The organism is Streptomyces sp. NPDC090445 (assembly GCF_044769385.1).
Taxonomy (GTDB): domain Bacteria; phylum Actinomycetota; class Actinomycetes; order Streptomycetales; family Streptomycetaceae; genus Streptomyces.
The window spans coordinates 480,090-495,874 of the sequence record NZ_JBIVXV010000001.1 but is presented as its reverse complement, the minus strand read 5'-3'; the positions used below and the strand labels follow the sequence as shown (position 1 = coordinate 495,874).

Below are 15,785 nucleotides of genomic sequence, written 5' to 3'. Positions count from 1 at the left end.
TCACCGCGCCGTCTCCCCCGCCGCCACGGGCCGCCATTGGGTCACCACCAGCCCTCCTCGCGCAGGGCGGGCTTCATCTCGTTGAGGGCGCCGTCGTACTTGGCGCCGAACTTGGACTTGATGTCCTTGATGTCCAGCTTGACGGCCTGCTTGAACCGTTCGGCTTCCATCAGCGCCAGCTGCCGGGCGCGGTGCTCCTTGGACTCGGTCCAGCTGCCCGTGCTCAGCGCACGCGGGTGGGAACTCCAGTTGCCGTCGGGGTTCTTGCGGCCCCGGTGGTCCTGCCGGTCCATCTGGATGGCCGGGCCTCGGCCGTACGAGAGGGTGCTGACCTGCTTGGTGACGCTGTGCGGGGGGATGTGGTTGATCTCAGTGCCGGGGTGGTTGAGCCCGTCCGGCTTCTTCAGTTCGTCGTAGCGGCCGCCCCGGAAGGCGGGCAGCTCGGCCGGGTCACGGCGGTCGACGCGGATCGTGCCGCCCTCCTCCTGCGGACCCTTCCCGGTGCCCTTCGCCGCGTCCTTCGAGGAGCCCTTCGAGGCACCCTTGGCGGCGGCGTCGATGAGCGGAAGTTTCTGTGCCTTCGGGCTCATGGCCGCCGTGACGTGCCACTTTCCCTCGTGCAGCTCCGGCTCCAGCACGCGGAACCCGTACGTCCTGCGGACCCCGGCGAGTTCGGCGCGCAGGTCGGCCTCCTCGTACGGGTGGGCGTGCGACTTCTCCGCGATCCGCCCCAGGGCCTGGAGGCCCGAGAGCCAGCGGGTCTGCTTGGCCGGGGAGGGGACGTCCGCGGGGTCTTTGCGGGCCGCGGCCGGAGCCGGGGCGGGGCCCGCGGCCGGAGCCGTGCGGGCGGTCGGCCGGGAGGGGGCCGCGGGCGCCTTGGCGGGGGCGGCGGACGGGGCGCCCGGGGCCGTGGCGGCTCCCGGGGCGCCTGCCGGGGCGCCGGGCTCCTTCCAGGCGCCCTTCTTCTGCTCGTCCGCGGCCGACTTCGCCGGGACCTTGTCGTTGATCAGGTCGGTCATGAACTTGTCGGGGTTGAACTTGACTTCGCCGAAGGCGACTTCGGGGACCTTCCCGGAGCCGAGGACGTGCTCCACGTCGGCCCCGATGCCGAACTCCCCGGGCAGCGGGTATTCCAGCCGGCCAACCGGCCAGTCCCACCGCTTGTCCGGGGCGGGCGACCACCAGGGGCTGTCGAGTTCGACGAAGAGGTCCCCGCCAAGCGCGAGGAACGGCTGGGCGGCGATCTCCATGTGCCCGGCGAGGAAGAACTCGCCGCGTTTGCCGGCCTTGGGGTCGGCGACCTCGCGGAATCCGATCCGGGGTGTGGCCTCCACATAGCCGCGGACGCCCGCGAGGGCGTGCAGGGCGACGCCCGCCTTGATGTCGTGGCCGAGGAGCTGCAGGCCGGCGCCGCCCTCGGCCTTCAGGCGCAGTCCTGCGAAGGCGGAGACGTTGAGGGTGCCGGTCAGGCCGAAGTCCTTGAGGACCTCGGGTTTGGTGGACCAGGTGCCGGTGAGCTCCATGCGGTCGAGGGTCGCGGGCCCGATCTTGGCGACAGCCTCCAGGCCGATGCCGGCGAAGAGGAAGACGTTGCCGACGAGGGGGATGCCGTAGAGGGTGCGGACCTCGAACCGGGCGAGCTGCTTGACGTGGTCCTTCTGCTCGAAGAGCGGTTTGTCCATCCGCGGCACGATCTTGCCGACGACGGTCACGTCCCCGCGGTGGTCGATGACGACGAGGGCCTCGCCGCCCAGCCAGTCGGCCAGCCGGACGGTGACCGTGCCCCAGCCGGCGAGCACGCGGGGGCCCGGGCGCGGCCCGGCGGCCCCGTCGGGGGCGCCGGCGGCGGCCGCCTGCGCGGGGGACGGCTCGCCCGTGACCGCCTTGGCGGTCTTCACCTGCTCGGCGAGCCGGCTGTCCGTCAGTTCCCGGGCGGTCGCCGGGTCGGTGGCGACGAAGGTCACCTGGCCGTCGAACCGGTCGTTGCGGTAGCCGACGGTGCCCCGGACGTCGACCGCCCCGCCCGCGTACGCGGCCGTCACCTGACCGGTGAAGCCGCGCAGGGCCACGTCCACGGCCGCGCTGCCGGACAGCGCGCCGTCCGCGCCGCGGACCACCGGGACCTCGACCGAGCCGAGGCCGGAGACCGTGCCGCGGGCGACCGCGTCGAAGGTGACAGTGTCGCCGGCGATGCCGAAGCCGCCGGAGGCGGTGAGGAAGCCGCCGAGGGTGAAGCTCATGCCGGTGGCCTGTACGACCAGGGTCGGGCCGCGGAGTTCGTTCTCGGCGCCGGGGAGTTTCAGGCCGCTGACGCCGAGCCAGCCCAGGGTCCGGGCGCAGGTCTCGATCCGGTCGAGGAGGGCGCGGGGGCTGCCGGCGAGGGTGCCCTGCACCACCACCGAGGCGTGTCCCTGGAGGACGCCGTCGTGGACGCGGACGGCGAGGACCGGCTCGATGCCGGCGTTCCGCAGCGGCAGCAGGAACGGGAGCCGCAGCGGGACCGGCTGGAACGCGCCGCCCGCGGCCGTGGCCGGGCCCCGGTCGGTGGCGCGGAGGTGCAGGATGCCGGCGGCGGTGTGGCCGAGGCGGACGCGGACCGGCCCGCCCGCGGGGCCCTTGCGCTCCAGGTACGCGGCGACGGCGGGCGGCGGGGTGAGCGGGGCGCCGCCCTCCAGGGCCAGCTCCTCCTTGGGCATGTCGGGGGCGGGAACGGGCAGGGCGCGGGCGAGCTCGTCCGCGAGCCGGGCGGGCGGTGCGGCCCGGCCGGGCGCGGCGGGTGCGCCGGGCGCAGCAGCCGCGGCCGGGCCGGGGCCGGCGGCGGTCCGGGTGGCCGCGGCAGCCGGAGCCGGTACGGGAACGGCCGCGGGGGCCGGGACGGGCGCGGGGGCGCGCTGCGCCGGGGGCCGCGGGGCGGGTGCTGGTGCTGCCGGTGCGGGGGACGGTATCGGGGCCGGTACGGGGGCCGCCCGGCCGCTCATCCCCCGCTCCCGCACAGGGGGTCGCGGACCGGCGGCTCCGGTTCGGGGCGTACGGGTACGGGGGGCGGGTCGGGCGGGATCACGGTCTCGAAGAGGTCCTTGCCGTCCTCGTCGCGGAAGCCGCCCTCGCCCGCCTGGAGCCGGGCCGTGGCGCCGCGGGCGCCGAGGAGTCCGTCGAGGGCGTCCCGTTCGGCGGCGCCCATGTCGCGCAGTGTCAGTCCGGCGTCGAAGTGGGCCTTGAGGGTGGCGATGGCCGTGGCGGAGGGCGGCAGGCAGAACCGCAGGGCGAGCAGCCACCACAGCTGGAACAGGAACACCACGATCGGCAGGAACATGCTGAACAGGAAGAACGCCACAATCATGAAGAGTTCGAGGGCGAAGGTGCAGATCCGGGGGGTCAGGCCGTTGACCGAGCCGCCGCTCGGGGTGCCGCCGCCGGGGTCGAAGGAGAGCTGGGATCCGGGCGGGCTGGTGACGGCGACCCCGCCGGGGCCGGGTGGTGCGCCGGCCCGGGCGGCCAGGGCGCGCAGGTCGGGCAGGGTGATGGAGGTGCGGCGGTTCTTGGTGCCCTCGGGGTCGTAGAACGGGGCGAGCCGGAACGGTTCGGTGGGCTCGCTCCAGGAGATCTGCGGCGGGCAGTGCTCGTGTCCCGGGGCGGGGGTCCGGCGGACGAAGCAGACCAGCTCGTAGACGGACTGGTCGTCGAGTTTGGGGGCGCCCCGGCCGTCGTGGTCTCCGGAGCAGGTCGGCACGACCCCGAACCACAGGGAGCGCTCGGGCGGTTGCGGGCCGCCCCGCGGGCAGTCGCCCGAGCGGGGCGGCAGCCGCCACATCGGCAGTTCCTGTTCCCGGTCCGGGGGGCGGCCCGGGGGCGGCGGGGCGCCGGCCTTGCGCCACGTGCCGCCGGCCGGGCCCTCCATCCAGGCCTGGATCTCCGTCTCCAGGCCGATCTGGTCGATCAGCGCGCGGTTGGCGTCCTCGAAGGCCGCCCGGTGCGCGAGGTCGGCCCACAGGATGTCCCGCACCTCCGAGGCATACGGGGCGGGCCCGGTCGGCGCACCGTCCGACGGGCTGTCTGGCGCACTGCCCGGCGCAGCGTCCGACGGGCTGTCCGGCGCACCGGTCGGCGCACTGCCCGGCGTACCGGCCGGCGGGCTGCCCGGCGTTCCGGCCGTGTCCCCGGCGGCGGCCTCGGCCGTGTCCTCTGCGGCGGCCAGTCCGGCGGTCAGCCGGTGTGCGAGCCGGCGCAGCACCTGCGGCGGGGCGGACATCTCCACCTGCCGGCGCCGCATCACGAACCCCACCTCCAGCCCTTCGGCGGACTGCGGGCGGGGCCACCCGGGCCCGTCGCAGAAAAGCTCGACCACGACGGCGTAGAAGCGCTCGTGGCCGGGCTGGTACAGCTTGCGCAGCCCGGTGCGGTACAGCCGGTGCGTGGCGAAGCGGGCGCGCCCGGGGCCGCGGTCCTCGGAGCGGACGGGCACGGGGCAGGACCACACGTCCTCGGCGGCGTCGAAGCGCAGCGAGTCCCTCGGGTCGGCGACGAGGGCGCGGACGAACTCGGGCGAGGCGTACTTCTGCAGGGCGGGGGTGCGGGCGGCGGGGGCGAAGCGGTCGAACCGGCCGCGCTCGCACACGTACCAGGGGGCGAGGAGCTTGAAGCCGTGCCCGGCGGCGGTGTCCGCGCTCACCAGATGTTCCCGGCGCCGGGCGTGTAGGCCGGGGAGATCACCATCTGGTCGGTGACCAGGGTCGCGCACTTCACGAGTCCGGTGAAGGTGGTCAGCGGGGCGTTCACGGTGACGGTGGGCGCCTTGACGTCGACGGAGGCGTTGGCCTCGACCTGGACCGCGGTGGGGGTGAGGCGGACGGTGCAGCCGCCGCTGTGCCGGATCACGACCTGCCGGGCGGCGTCGTCGAGGACGACCTCGTGGCCGGAGGCCATGGTGATCCGCACCCGGGCCGCGCCCGCCGTGTCGTCGAACTCCAGGCTGCTGCCGGCCCGGGACCTGAACTGGCGGGTGTTGTTGGCCGGTTCGGGTTCGTGCGGCAGGGCGGTACGGCCGTTCCAGGCGGCGCCGAGGACGTACGGGCGGCGCGGGTTGCCGGCCTCGAAGGCGACCACGACCTGGCTGCCCACCTCGGGCAGGGCGAGCAGGCCCTGCCGGTCGTCGGCGTACGGGGAGCAGAGCGTGGCCCAGGCGCGCACGTCGCGGTCCCCGTCCCGGCCGAGCCAGGGGAAGCGGACCTCGATGCGGCCGAGCCGTTTCTCGTCGACGATGTCGGTGACGAGGGCCGGGTAGACGCCGAAGTAGCCGGGGGCGGCTCCGTCCACGGGGGCGGGCAGGGACATCACGGCACCTCGTTCAGGGACGGGCGTTCGGCGTCGAAGCGGGTGCGGAAGCCCCGGTCGGGGTCGAAGGTGTGCCGGACCCGGGTGACGTGGTAGCCGTCCCCCTCGAAGGGCCCGCCGACGGAGCGGAGGGCGATCCGGCCGCCGACGACGAGGTCGGGGCTGCCGTTGGTGGTGCCGGCGACGGTGACGAACCGGCGGCCGCGGCGCAGCATTTCGGCGCGGGCCCAGCTCTCGGCCTCCTCGGTGGTCAGGGCCGCCTCCCGGACCCGCAGGCTGGTGGCGGGCCCCAGCGCGCGGGCCAGCAGCCGTGCCCCGGTGCGGCCGCCGCCGGCCGTCTCGGCCTCGACGACCTCGGGGCCGGCCCGTTCGTCGATGGGTTCGCGGCGTTCGGCGTCGTAGCCGGTGACGACGACCTCGCTGCGCTGGTGCGCCAGGTCGGCGGCGAGCCGCACCGCCGTCAGCTGGTTGCCGTAGACGAGGGTCTGGACGGGGGCGGTGCGGCTGCCGCGGGGCCGGAAGTGCACGGTGGTGCCGGTCGCCCACAGCTCGGCCTGGACGAGGCGGGCCCGCTCGCGCAGGAAGGCCAGGTCGCTCTGGTTGAGCTGCTGGACGACGTCGTAGCGGGGGCCGGGGACGTCCGCGTCGGCGTCGAGGCCGTGCGCGCGGGCCACCTCGCGGGCGATGCCGGCGTCGGTGGTGTCGCGGTACGTGCGCAGGCGGCGGGTCATCCGCAGCCGCATCAGCGCGTCCTCGGCATGGACGAGGACCAGCGGAGGCTCGCCGTCGCCGAGGACGAGTTCCACGGCCGAGACGACGCCCTCGAAGACGTACCGCTGGGCCGACGGCGGGCCGAGGGCGGCCTTGAGGGTGCTGCCGAGGCCGACGGTGGACCCGTCGAGGTGCAGCAGCCGGTCCTGCGGGCCCGTCGCGCCGGGGCCGACGGCGAGGAAGCAGGCGCGCAGGGTGCGCAGCCCCTCCGTGCCCTCCGCGACCTCCAGGCGTACGCAGTCCCGGGCGAGGGCCCTGACGAGGCTGCCGCCGACCTCGAAGACGGGCGAGACGGCGGCGACGGCGGCGACCGCGGCATCAGTCATCGAAGCCCTCCGCCGTGGTGCGGGCGGCGAGCCAGGCGGCCCGTTCGACGGCCTCCCGGTGGCGTTCGGCGGCGGCCCAGCGGCCGCCGGAGGCGGGGCCCTCGCCGCGGGCGGTGACGGGCGGGCCGCCGCTGCCCGCGGGCACCACTTCGGTGTGCAGCTCTCCGATGTACAGGCTCATGGCGGACCTCCTCGCGGTGTCCATCCCAGGGTGGTGGGGCCCGCGTCACGGCCGCGTTGCTCGCAGTCGGCGGCGGCCCGGCCGGGCGGGTCGGGCGGGAGCCGCTCCCAGGGCGCGGCCCCGGGGTCGGGGGCGGGGACCTCCTCGCGGCGGGCCCGGTCGGCGAGGCTGCGGCCGCCGCCGGCCCGGACCTCGGCGAGGGTTCCGGGGTCGGCGCGGGCGCGCAGGGGTATGCCTCGGCCGTACGTGGTGGAACGCGGGTCGGGGCCGTCGGGGCGGTCGGGGCCGTACCGCGGGGGGCCTCCGGGCCGCGGCACGGGGCCGGCGGCGGGGACCTCGAAGGAGCTGCGGGCGCGTGCGGTGGCGAGGCCGGCCGCGGCGGCGGTCACCGCCTGCGCGGCCGCGGCGATGCCGCCGCCCGCGCTGAGGACGAAGCCCGCCCGCGCCGCCGTGTCCGGGCCGCCCGGGGGCGCGTCGGCGGGGCCGCCCGGTGCGCCGGGGCCGCCGCCGGGGACGCGCAGGCCGCCCTGCGCGGCCGGGCCCCCCGGGGCGGCGCCGGCCGGTGCGCCTCCCGCCGCCGCGCCGGATGCGGCGCCGGCCGTGATGCCGAGGGCGGCGGCCAGGCCCGCGGTGGAGGTCGCCGCCGCTCCCCCGGCGTACCCCGCCGACAGGCTGATGCCCGCGGAGGCGGCCAGGCCCGCCTCGGCCTCCGCGCCGAGGACCACGCCGGCTCCGGCCGCCAGGCCGAGCGGGCTGTCGAGTCCGCTCATCGCCCCGCGCCAGGCCGCCGGGTCGAGTCCGACCCGGGACATCAGCTGCTGGGCGGACTCCCCGCCGTGGGCCTGGACCACCTGCCGGGGCCGGCTGGTCCCGGCGGTGCCGGGCACGGCGCCGGCCCCCTGGTCTCCGGCCTCGGTGGCGGCCCCTGCGTCGCGGGCGCCGGGGCCCTTGGCGTTCGCCTGGTAGGCGAAGTTCTGCTCGACGATGGTCAGTGCGACCTTGGCGCGCAGCGGGGTCCCGTCGGGGGCGAAGTGGTCGAGCTCCTCGTTGACCTGGGTGACGATGCCGTCGTAGCGGAGCGTCCCCCACACGAAGCGGACGGGCGGCGGCGCGTCGGCCGGGCTCGCCGCCGGCGGCTCGACGAACTGCCGTACGAGGGCGGTCCACTGGCGTACGTCGACGTACCCGCCGGCGCCGCCCTGCTCGGCGGTGTCGAATTCCAGGTCGAAGGTGAGGGTGGAGCCCTCCTGGGCGGGGTGCTGCGCCTTCTGGGTGCGGGTGGTCGCCCCGCCGCGGTCCACGTTGTTGTTGCGGGAGATCCGCAGGGTGGTGGGGTTGAACTGCACTTCGAGGGGGCTGCCGGCCTCGTCGACCCGGGGCGTGCGCTGCGGGCCCTGCTCGCCGGTCACCTTCAGGGGGGTCAGGGTGGCGTGGGCGGTGGCCGTCACGGGGTGCGCTCCAGGCGCAGGCCCTCGTGGGCGATGTGCAGTTCCTCCACGGCGATCTCCCCCGTCCTCGCGTTGAGCGCCGGCCCGGTGATCTTCAGGGGCAGGCCGCGGGTGAACGTCCAGCGCGCCAGCGTCCGCCCGCCCGTGGTGTCGAGCACCTCCACGTCGCCGTCGTAGCGGGGCACCGGGCCGCCGCCGGCGACCATGCCGTGCAGCCAGTCCCACAGGGCGGTGTCGGCGCTCCCGCCGTCGGTGGCGGCGAGCATGCCGCGCCGCAGGACGAGCGGCTGGAGCCGGACCCGGCCCACGCGGCGCACCACCGCGTCGTTGGCGCCGCCCTCCGCGTACTCCCGCAGGTCGGCCTCCAGGCCCAGGCCGGAGCACTCCTGGAACCCGCCGTCGCCCAGCCGGTCGGGGACGCGGCCCGGCCCGCCGGGGCCGGAGGCCGCCGGTGCCGTACGGCCGCGGCCGGGACCGGGCCCGGGCCCGGCGCCGGAGAGGGCGCCGGAGAGGCGGGGCGGCGGCAGTGCGGTGCGCCCGGGCGCGGTGCTGCGGACGATGCGGATCCGGAACCGGAAGGTCTGGACGAGTTCGGGCGGGTGCTCGGGCACGGCGGTCTCACCTCACGTCAACGGAGCCGTCGGCGTCCTGCGCGATCCGCAGGACGAGGTATTCGAGGGGCTGCGCGGGGGCCACGCCGATCTCGGCGACGAGCCGGCCGAGCCCCTGCGACCAGGCGGGGTTGAGGCGCTCGTCGCAGCGTACGAAGAAGGACTCGTCCTCGGTGTCGCCGGCGAAGGCCCCGTCCCGGTACAGGCCGCGCAGCAGTTGTACGACGGAGCCGCGCAGTTCGTCGCGCAGCCGCGGCGTGTGCGGTTCGAACGCCAGGACCTGCGCCTGCCGGTCCAGGGTGAGCCGGAGCGCGGTCATCAGCCGGCGCACGCTCAGCTGGCGGTAGTCGGGGTCGCGGGAGAGGGTGCGGGCCGAGGCGAGGCGGAAGCCGTCGCGTTCGGCGCGGAACACGTCGATGCCGAGCAGGTGGAGTTCGTCGCAGTCGGCGTCGCCGAGCGGCTGGGCGGCGGTGACGGCTCCGGCGGCCAGGGCGTTGGCGGGACCCCAGGGCAGCCCGAGGCGGCGCTCGCGTTCGGCGATGATGCCGGCCGCGAAGCCGGAGGGGGGTACGGGGACGGCGCGGCGGTCCGGGTCGTCGGGGTCCACGACGCCGAGCCAGGGGTGGTAGGCGGCCGCGTACGTGCTGTCGAAGGCGGCGCGCCAGCGGGCGACGGCGCGGACCGGCAGCCCGGGCGGTGCGTCGAGGAGGGCGACGAAGCGGCGTCCGTGCTCGGCGAGGGCGACGAGCCGCTGCTGGCGGCGCAGGATCTCCGGCAGTTCGGCGGTCGGGTCCAGCAGCAGGGGGCGCGGGCGGGCCGGGGCCAGGGTGAGGGGGACGGCGGGCGGCGGGCAGGGTGCGAAGCGGCCGCCGACGGGGCGGGGCGGCGTCTCGGTGGCGGGGGCGTTCTCGCCGTACTGCCACAGCAGGTCGGGGGCGGACAGCAGCCCGATCCCGGGGACGAGCGCCATCCGGTCCAGTCCGACGGCGGCGGTACCTCCGCCTTCGCTGTCGTGGTCGGCCGCGGTGCCGGGGAGCAGCTCGACGGGGAGCGGGCCGTGGAAGCTGTCGGCGCCGATGGCGGCGTACCGGTCCGCGCCGGGGCGGACGGGCCGGGAGAGGGCGGAGGTGAGGAAGGTGTCGGGCGGGAGCAGGGCGTCGGGCCACTCCCCGTCGGGGGTGACGAGCAGGGATTCGGCGGCGAGTACGGCGGCGGCGTACCGGGGGTGCCCGCGGCTCAGCCCGAGCCCGGCGAACCGCTCGCGGCGGGGGTGGGCGGGGTCGCCGTCGGCGACGGTCACCCCGGCGGTGACGACCTCGGCCTCGACGGCCGCCGCCCGTGCCCCGCCGCGCCCGGAGCCCGGGCCCGCCCCCTGTGCCGGGGCCCGGTCGAGCAGGGCGACCACGGTCGGCGGGCCGAAGCCGTTCCTCCGCTCGGCGAGTCCGAGGATGCGGAAGAACGCCCCGGCGGCCGGCAGCCCGGGCCCGCGGACCCGCAGCACCGATCCGGCGGGCGGGGTGCGCCCGGGCGGCAGGGCCAGCTCCCGCCCGTCGGCCGCGGCCTCGAACCGGTCGGAGGCGGTGAAGTCCCAGCGCACGGACAGCCGCCCGCCCCAGCCGCCCTCGTCGCGGGCGCGCAGCCCGATCCCGTACGGCGTCCCGCCCGGGCCGGAGCCCGCGGGCCCGTCCGCGCGCACGAGCACGGCCCGGTGCAGGGCGCAGGCGTCCAGCGCGGCGGGGTGCGGGGCGCGCGGCAGCGGCGCGACCCGCAGTACGTACGCCCGGGCCCCGCCCTGGGCGAAGAAGGCCCGGACGGCGTACGGCAGCAGCCCGGGGCCTTCGAACCCGCCGAACCGGCGCACGTAGTCGGACCAGCGGTCGACGGGCACCGGTTCGTCGACCGGCCCGCGCGGGGCCACGCCGACGAAGCCCGCGACGTCGAGCCGGACCGGCGCTCCGGCGGGCGGCGCGGGCCGGGCGTCGCGGTACACGCCGGGCGCCCCGAGGCGCAGTCCGGGCCCGGTCACAATGACTGGAAGTCGATGCGTTCGGCGACGAGGTGCAGTTCCTCCATCGCGACCTCCCCGCCGCCCTTGCCGGTGAGGGTGGGCCCGACCCACTTCTTCGGCTGGGCGGCGTGCAGCACCCAGGCGCAGACCGGGGTGCGGCCCTCGTCGTGGAGGGTGACGGTGACGGTGCGGGCGTCGTACGCGCCTTCGCGGACCGCCTTGATCCAGTTGAAGAGGCGCAGGTCACCGATGATGCCCCGCTTGAGGGTGACGTCGTTCGTCGTGTTGGTGTTGGCGATCTTGCGGACGTGGTTCTCGGGGTCGTTGCCGTTGCGGTACTCGGAGAACTTGACCTCGTTGCCGGCTCCGCTGAAGTCGGAGAAGCCGCCGGCGATCTGGTCCTCGCCGCCGGTGTCGCCGAGTTTGACGAGGAAGTTGAAGGCGCCGTACGGGTTGTTGCGGGTGGCCATGGGCGGTGTGTCTCCCGTTCTGGAGCGGGCGGGGCGCGGCGGGGGTCAGCTGCGCCGGGCGTCGGCGGTGAACTGTCCGATGCGGAACACGACGAACTCGGCCGGGTAGGTGGGGGCCACGCCGACCAGGCAGATCAGCCGCCCGTTGTCGAGGTCGTTCTGGGTCATGGTGGTGCGGTCGCAGCGGACGAAGAAGGCCTCCTCGGGCTTGGTGCCGAGCAGGGCTCCGGTCCGCCAGGTGGCGAACAGGAAGTCCTCGACGGTCTGCCGGACCGACGCCCACAGGCGTTCGTTGTTCGGTTCGAAGACCGCCCACTGGGTGGACTTCTCGATGGAGTGCTCCAGGTAGATGAAGAGCCTGCGGACGTTGACGTATTTCCACTCGGGGTCGGAGCTCATCGTGCGGGCGCCCCACACGCGGCGGGCGCGGCCCTCGAAGAAGCGGAGGGCGTTGATGCCCTCGGGGTTGAGGACGGACTGCCGGTCGTAGGTGACGTTGACCGTGAAGTCGTCGACGCCGAGGAGGACTTCGTTGGCGGGGGCCTTGTGCACGCCGCGCTCGGTGTCGCTGCGGGCGTAGATGCCGGCGACGTACCCGGACGGCGGGACGTCCAGGAGGGGGGCGGGGGCGCCGGGGTCGGGGCGCCGGGTCGGGTCGGTGATCCTGACCCACGGGTAGTAGAGGGCGGCGTACTTGCTGTCGAACTGGGCGCGGAACCTGCGGACTTCGGAGAGCGAGCTGTCGCGGGGCGGGTCGACGACGGCGATCCGGTAGCGGAGCCTCTCGCAGTGGCCGATCAGGTGGTCGACGGCGGTCTTCTGGTCGGCCGGGGCGAGGGTGACGGTGTCGGGGGTGCCGACGATGGCGATGTCGTCGATCTCGGCGAGCGCGCCGAGTCCGAGGGCGGGGTTGGCGAGGTTGTCGGGGTCGGCTTCCCGGCCGGCGAGGTCCCCGGAGCCGAGCCGGTCGCCGTCGCCGCCGTCGGTGAGGTGGAGGCCGCCCTGCCCGGGCAGGAGCAGGGCGGCGAGCCGCGCGCCGGGGGTGACCGGGGGCGCCCCCGTCGCGGGCGGTACGGTCTCCAGCCAGACGAGGGAGAACTCGTCGGCCGGATCGGCCGCCTGCAGGACGTTGCCGACCGAGCGCGGGTGCCGGTCGTCGAGTTCCAGTTCGTTGTACACGTCGACGCGGTCGTCGAGGCGTACGGTGACGGCGAGCGTCAGGTGGAAGGCGGCGAACCCGGCCGTGACGGCCTCGAAGCCGCCGGTCCGGTCGTCCCGGTAGCCGAGGACGCCGTCGGCACGGCGGGCGACGACCCGGACGTTCCCGGGCGTCGGCGGGACCGTGTCGGCGATGGCCGGCGGCTGCCCGCCGTCCAGCGGTACGACCTCCACGGCGGCGCCCTCCTGGACCCCGGTGAGGCGGGGTGTTCCCCCGGGGCCGGCGACGAGGATGTTCTTGCCGCGCCGGAAGGTCACCGCGACGCCGGTCCGGGCGCCCGCGGAGCCGGGCCAGCGGGCCCGCCAGCGCAGCAGCGGGGTGCCCTGCGCGGGCAGGGCGAGGGAGGCGAAGGCGCGGGGGACGTCGATGGCGCCGGCGGCGGTGCGGGGGAAGCGGAAGACCCGGGAGACGTAGAGGCGGCGGCCGCCGTTGGCGAAGAACGCGCGGGCGGCGAGGGCGAGCGGGCAGTCCTCGTCGCCGATCCGCAGGCCGCCGAAGGCCCGTTCGTACTCGGTGAAGCCGGTGACGAGGACCGGCCCGGGGAGCACGGTCGGGCCGCCGGGCAGGGCGTAGGGCACGGGCCCGTACTCGGTCCGCCCGGCCATGCCGAAGGTGCTGGTCGGCACGCCCTCGATGGAGCGGGATCGGAAGCTGGTCTCCTCGACGTACACGCCGGGGGTCAGGTACTCGGGCATCGGGCGGCTCTCCTCGGTCGCGGGTCAGGCGGGGATGTGGGGCAGGTCGGCGGCGTGGACCACCTGACCGACGGTGAGCGTGCGGACGGTGTCGGCGGCGCCGGTGCGGTACCCGGCGGGCCGGGCGGTCCCGCGCAGCACCGCGTTGTCGAGGTCCTGAGGCCGGGGCGGGGAGGTGCTGCGTACGACCGGTTCGGCGACGAGACCGGCGAGCGGGTCGGCGGGCGCACCGGCGGGCCCACCGGCGGACGGGTCCGCGGGCGGGTCCGGGGCGTGGGTGCGCAGGGCGATGTCGAACCGGGACGGCGGCGGCGAGGGCAGGACGCCCACCGCGTCGATCAGCAGCAGCACCTGGCCGTGCTCGTCGCCGTGGGCCCAGCCGAGCGGGACGCCGCCGGGCCCGAAGGCGTCGACCCGCGGCCAGCGCACGGGCGTCCCGGCGGCGGTGGTGACGCGCAGCCGGATGCCGGTCGTGCCGACGGGTACGGGGTGGGCGGGGCCGGGCAGCAGCCAGGGCAGCAGGAGCCGGGCGTCGGCGCGGACGTACGGGGCGGAGGGCGGCCGGGCGTCGGCCGCGGCGAGTTCGGGCCGGGTCCACAGGGGTATGCGGAAGCGGCGCGGTATCCACCGCCGGGCGGGGTCGTCGACGCGTACGGTCACGGTGTGCGGCAGCCCGCCGGAGGTGCCGTACCGCAGGACGAAGCCGGTCGCCCCGTGGCCTTCGAGCGGGCGCAGCAGGTCGCCGGGGCGCGGCCGGCGGCCCGGGACGGGGTCGTGCTCGCAGCCGACGCGCAGCCCGGGCCCGGCGGGGGCGCGGGTGCGGGCGTCGAGCGGGCGGACGGCGAGGGCGAGCCGGTGCAGTACGTCGGCGGTCCCGGCGTCGACGGTGATCGGGGCCTCCCCCGCCGTAGCGGCGGCCTCCCGTGCCGCGGCGGCGGCATCCCCCACCGCGGCCGCGTCCTGCCGCCCGGCGGCCCGGCCGGTCATCGCGGGCGCTCCGCGGAGACGGGGCCTGCGGCGACGGTGGTGACCGTGCCGGGGGCGGGTCCGGCCGGGCCGTCGATGCGGACGACCCGGGCGAGGTAGGGCAGGCAGAGCCGGTAGTCGGTGGTCATCGCCTGGAAGGCCTCGCTCATCGAGTCCATGGCCAGCTCGTCGGGGACGATCTGCACCGAGTCGCCGGGGAGCCAGTCCCCGCTGGGGTGCAGGAGCGGCCCGGTGAGCAGGGCCTCGGTCTCCAGGGTCCGGGCGACGAGCCCGAGCCATTCCAGCTCGGCCTCCACGAACTGGTCCCAGGCGGCGATCATCAGGTGCATCCGCAGCGGCAGGCGGGGCAGCCCGTCCTGGGCGGCGAGCGCCGCGAGGGCGGGCCGGGTCTCCCGGTCGAGGCTCAGGCGGTAGCAGTAGACGGAGACCGCGGGGTTGCGGATGACGGAGCCCGGGGTGTCGACCTTGTCGAAGTCGACGGGCCCGGCGAGGACGGCCTCCGGGCGGCGCCCGACGGGGATCTCCTCGGCGAAGCGCCGGTTGAGCAGCGCGACGACGCTGCGCCCGACGGCGGCGAGTGCCCGGTATCCAGCCATGGGGCGATGCTGCGGCCCGCCGCGTCACGCGCGCGTTGCCGGGCCGCCCGGGCGCGTCCGGCGGCGCCCGGTGCGCGATGGCCGGGCGACGGGCCGGTGACACCGCCCGGCCCACACTCGGGTCGCGCCTGCCCGCATCGACCAGGAGAGCCAGTATGAGCAGCACCGCGCACACCCACCCGGCAGCCGGCAGCAGCACCGGCGGCTGCGACCCCGGCGCCATCGACGAACTGGCCTGCATCGCCACGGGAATCCAGCGCCGGGCCGAGGTCACCCAGCAGCACCTGCCGCAACTGCGTGAGTTCCAGGAGAAGTTCAACGGGGCCCGGACCCGGTACACCCAGGCCCGACTGGCCGCGAAGGCGGATCTGGACGAGGCGGCCGCGACGCTCGGGAAGGTCCGCGAGCAGATCCGCTGCCGGGTCGGGCACGAGCAGCGGCACTGCCTGGCGCAGGCCGTGGACCGGGTCTTCGAGGACATCCGCCGGTGCGCGGGCGGCTGGGGCTGCTGCGTGGACGACTGCGGCTGCGCGTTCTCGGACGCGGTCCACCCGGACGACACGGTCGCCTCCCTCGCGTCCCGGATCGCCCGGTACACGCAGGACACCCAGCAGGCGGCGGCCTGCTTCACGGCGCTGGAGGGCGAGGTGACGGCGCTGCCCGAACGGGCCGTGAAGATCAAGGCGGACGCGGTGCAGCTGCTGGCCGACGTCTGCGACCCGGTGCTCGGCCAGGACGTCGTACGCCTCTACGCGCGCCTGCTGGTGCTGCTGCGCCGGATCACGGAGGCCTTCCGGGGCTTCGGATCCGTGTCGGAGTTCGTCGACTGCCTGTGCAAGGCGCTGCTGTGCGTCCTCAAGGGCTGGCAGGCCATCGCCGTGCTGGAGGGCGCCCGGGCGGAGCTGCTGTGCAAGGAGGAGACCCGGCGCGCGGCGTGCGAGCGCAAGCAGCGGGAGACCGTGGAGGAGGTGATGGCCGAGTACACCCGCCTGTGCCCGCCGTGCCCGGCCCACGCCGACTCCGACCGGGAGGACGGCGCGGACTCCGAGGAGGAGGAGCCCGCACCGTCCGCGGCCGACTAAGCCACGGCACCGGGCAGCCACAGCCACAGCCACAGCCACAGCCACAGCCGTCGGGCTGCC

13 protein-coding genes are annotated in these 15,785 nt (G+C 76.3%); 1 reads left to right on the top strand and 12 read right to left on the bottom strand.

The genetic code is table 11. The annotated features are described in order from the left end of the window. Positions 1-41 precede the first annotated feature (41 nt). The 12 genes from ACIQUT_RS02265 to ACIQUT_RS02210 are packed head-to-tail and all read right to left on the bottom strand — an operon-like array spanning position 42 to position 14,643. Complete coding sequence (locus ACIQUT_RS02265; protein ID WP_403558292.1) at positions 42-2,978, bottom strand: hypothetical protein; 2,937 nt, start codon at positions 2,976-2,978, stop codon at positions 42-44. Beyond that, on the bottom strand, positions 2,975-4,669 hold the full coding sequence (locus tag ACIQUT_RS02260) for a hypothetical protein (protein ID WP_403558291.1): 1,695 nt from the start codon (positions 4,667-4,669) through the stop codon (positions 2,975-2,977). The genes ACIQUT_RS02265 and ACIQUT_RS02260 overlap by 4 nt, the downstream gene beginning before the upstream one ends. Continuing rightward, a complete protein-coding gene (locus ACIQUT_RS02255) occupies positions 4,666-5,331 on the bottom strand; it encodes a phage baseplate assembly protein V (protein WP_403558289.1) in 666 nt (221 codons plus the stop codon). The genes ACIQUT_RS02260 and ACIQUT_RS02255 overlap by 4 nt, the downstream gene beginning before the upstream one ends. Further along, positions 5,331-6,428 carry a phage late control D family protein gene (locus ACIQUT_RS02250; protein WP_403558287.1) on the bottom strand — a complete coding sequence of 366 codons (1,098 nt, stop codon included), beginning with the start codon at positions 6,426-6,428 and terminating at the stop codon, positions 5,331-5,333. Before ACIQUT_RS02250 ends, ACIQUT_RS02255 begins: the two co-directional genes overlap by 1 nt. After that, a complete protein-coding gene (locus ACIQUT_RS02245; RefSeq protein WP_403558285.1) occupies positions 6,421-6,609 on the bottom strand; it encodes a hypothetical protein in 189 nt (62 codons plus the stop codon). Before ACIQUT_RS02245 ends, ACIQUT_RS02250 begins: the two co-directional genes overlap by 8 nt. Further along, the gene (locus ACIQUT_RS02240) at positions 6,606-8,057 is read right to left on the bottom strand and encodes a hypothetical protein (RefSeq protein ID WP_403558283.1); all 1,452 of its coding nucleotides are present in this window, start codon (positions 8,055-8,057) and stop codon (positions 6,606-6,608) included. Before ACIQUT_RS02240 ends, ACIQUT_RS02245 begins: the two co-directional genes overlap by 4 nt. Then, positions 8,054-8,668, bottom strand: coding sequence for a phage tail protein (locus ACIQUT_RS02235; RefSeq protein ID WP_403558282.1), 615 nt, complete (start codon positions 8,666-8,668; stop codon positions 8,054-8,056). The genes ACIQUT_RS02240 and ACIQUT_RS02235 overlap by 4 nt, the downstream gene beginning before the upstream one ends. Before the next feature lie 7 nt (positions 8,669-8,675). Then, entirely contained in the window at positions 8,676-10,694 is a 2,019-nt protein-coding gene (locus ACIQUT_RS02230; protein WP_403558280.1) for a phage tail sheath subtilisin-like domain-containing protein, read from the bottom strand. Next, on the bottom strand, positions 10,691-11,146 hold the full coding sequence (locus ACIQUT_RS02225) for a phage tail protein (protein ID WP_403558278.1): 456 nt from the start codon (positions 11,144-11,146) through the stop codon (positions 10,691-10,693). The genes ACIQUT_RS02230 and ACIQUT_RS02225 overlap by 4 nt, the downstream gene beginning before the upstream one ends. 45 nt (positions 11,147-11,191) lie before the next feature. Continuing rightward, positions 11,192-13,060, bottom strand: coding sequence for a phage tail sheath family protein (locus ACIQUT_RS02220; RefSeq protein WP_403558276.1), 1,869 nt, complete (start codon positions 13,058-13,060; stop codon positions 11,192-11,194). 24 nt (positions 13,061-13,084) lie between these two features. Next, the gene (locus tag ACIQUT_RS02215) at positions 13,085-14,047 is read right to left on the bottom strand and encodes a hypothetical protein (RefSeq protein WP_403558274.1); all 963 of its coding nucleotides are present in this window, start codon (positions 14,045-14,047) and stop codon (positions 13,085-13,087) included. Continuing rightward, entirely contained in the window at positions 14,044-14,643 is a 600-nt protein-coding gene (locus ACIQUT_RS02210; protein WP_403558273.1) for a DUF4255 domain-containing protein, read from the bottom strand. Before ACIQUT_RS02210 ends, ACIQUT_RS02215 begins: the two co-directional genes overlap by 4 nt. A 155-nt stretch (positions 14,644-14,798) precedes the next feature. On the opposite strand from ACIQUT_RS02210, the gene ACIQUT_RS02205 reads away from it, so the two are divergent. Continuing rightward, a complete protein-coding gene (locus tag ACIQUT_RS02205) occupies positions 14,799-15,725 on the top strand; it encodes a hypothetical protein (RefSeq protein ID WP_403558271.1) in 927 nt (308 codons plus the stop codon). Positions 15,726-15,785: the final 60 nt, after the last annotated feature.

Excerpts from the sequence above, each read along its gene's own strand:
- ACIQUT_RS02220 (WP_403558276.1), bottom strand. The coding sequence starts at position 13,060 with ATGCCCGAGTACCTGACCCCCGGCGTGTACGTCGAGGAGACCAGCTTC.
- ACIQUT_RS02215 (WP_403558274.1), bottom strand. The coding sequence starts at position 14,047 with ATGACCGGCCGGGCCGCCGGGCGGCAGGACGCGGCCGCGGTGGGGGAT.
- ACIQUT_RS02250 (WP_403558287.1), bottom strand. The coding sequence starts at position 6,428 with ATGACTGATGCCGCGGTCGCCGCCGTCGCCGCCGTCTCGCCCGTCTTC.
- ACIQUT_RS02265 (WP_403558292.1), bottom strand. The coding sequence starts at position 2,978 with ATGAGCGGCCGGGCGGCCCCCGTACCGGCCCCGATACCGTCCCCCGCA.
- ACIQUT_RS02225 (WP_403558278.1), bottom strand. The coding sequence starts at position 11,146 with ATGGCCACCCGCAACAACCCGTACGGCGCCTTCAACTTCCTCGTCAAA.
- ACIQUT_RS02205 (WP_403558271.1), top strand. The coding sequence starts at position 14,799 with ATGAGCAGCACCGCGCACACCCACCCGGCAGCCGGCAGCAGCACCGGC.
- ACIQUT_RS02245 (WP_403558285.1), bottom strand. The coding sequence starts at position 6,609 with ATGAGCCTGTACATCGGAGAGCTGCACACCGAAGTGGTGCCCGCGGGC.
- ACIQUT_RS02255 (WP_403558289.1), bottom strand. The coding sequence starts at position 5,331 with ATGTCCCTGCCCGCCCCCGTGGACGGAGCCGCCCCCGGCTACTTCGGC.
- ACIQUT_RS02210 (WP_403558273.1), bottom strand. The coding sequence starts at position 14,643 with ATGGCTGGATACCGGGCACTCGCCGCCGTCGGGCGCAGCGTCGTCGCG.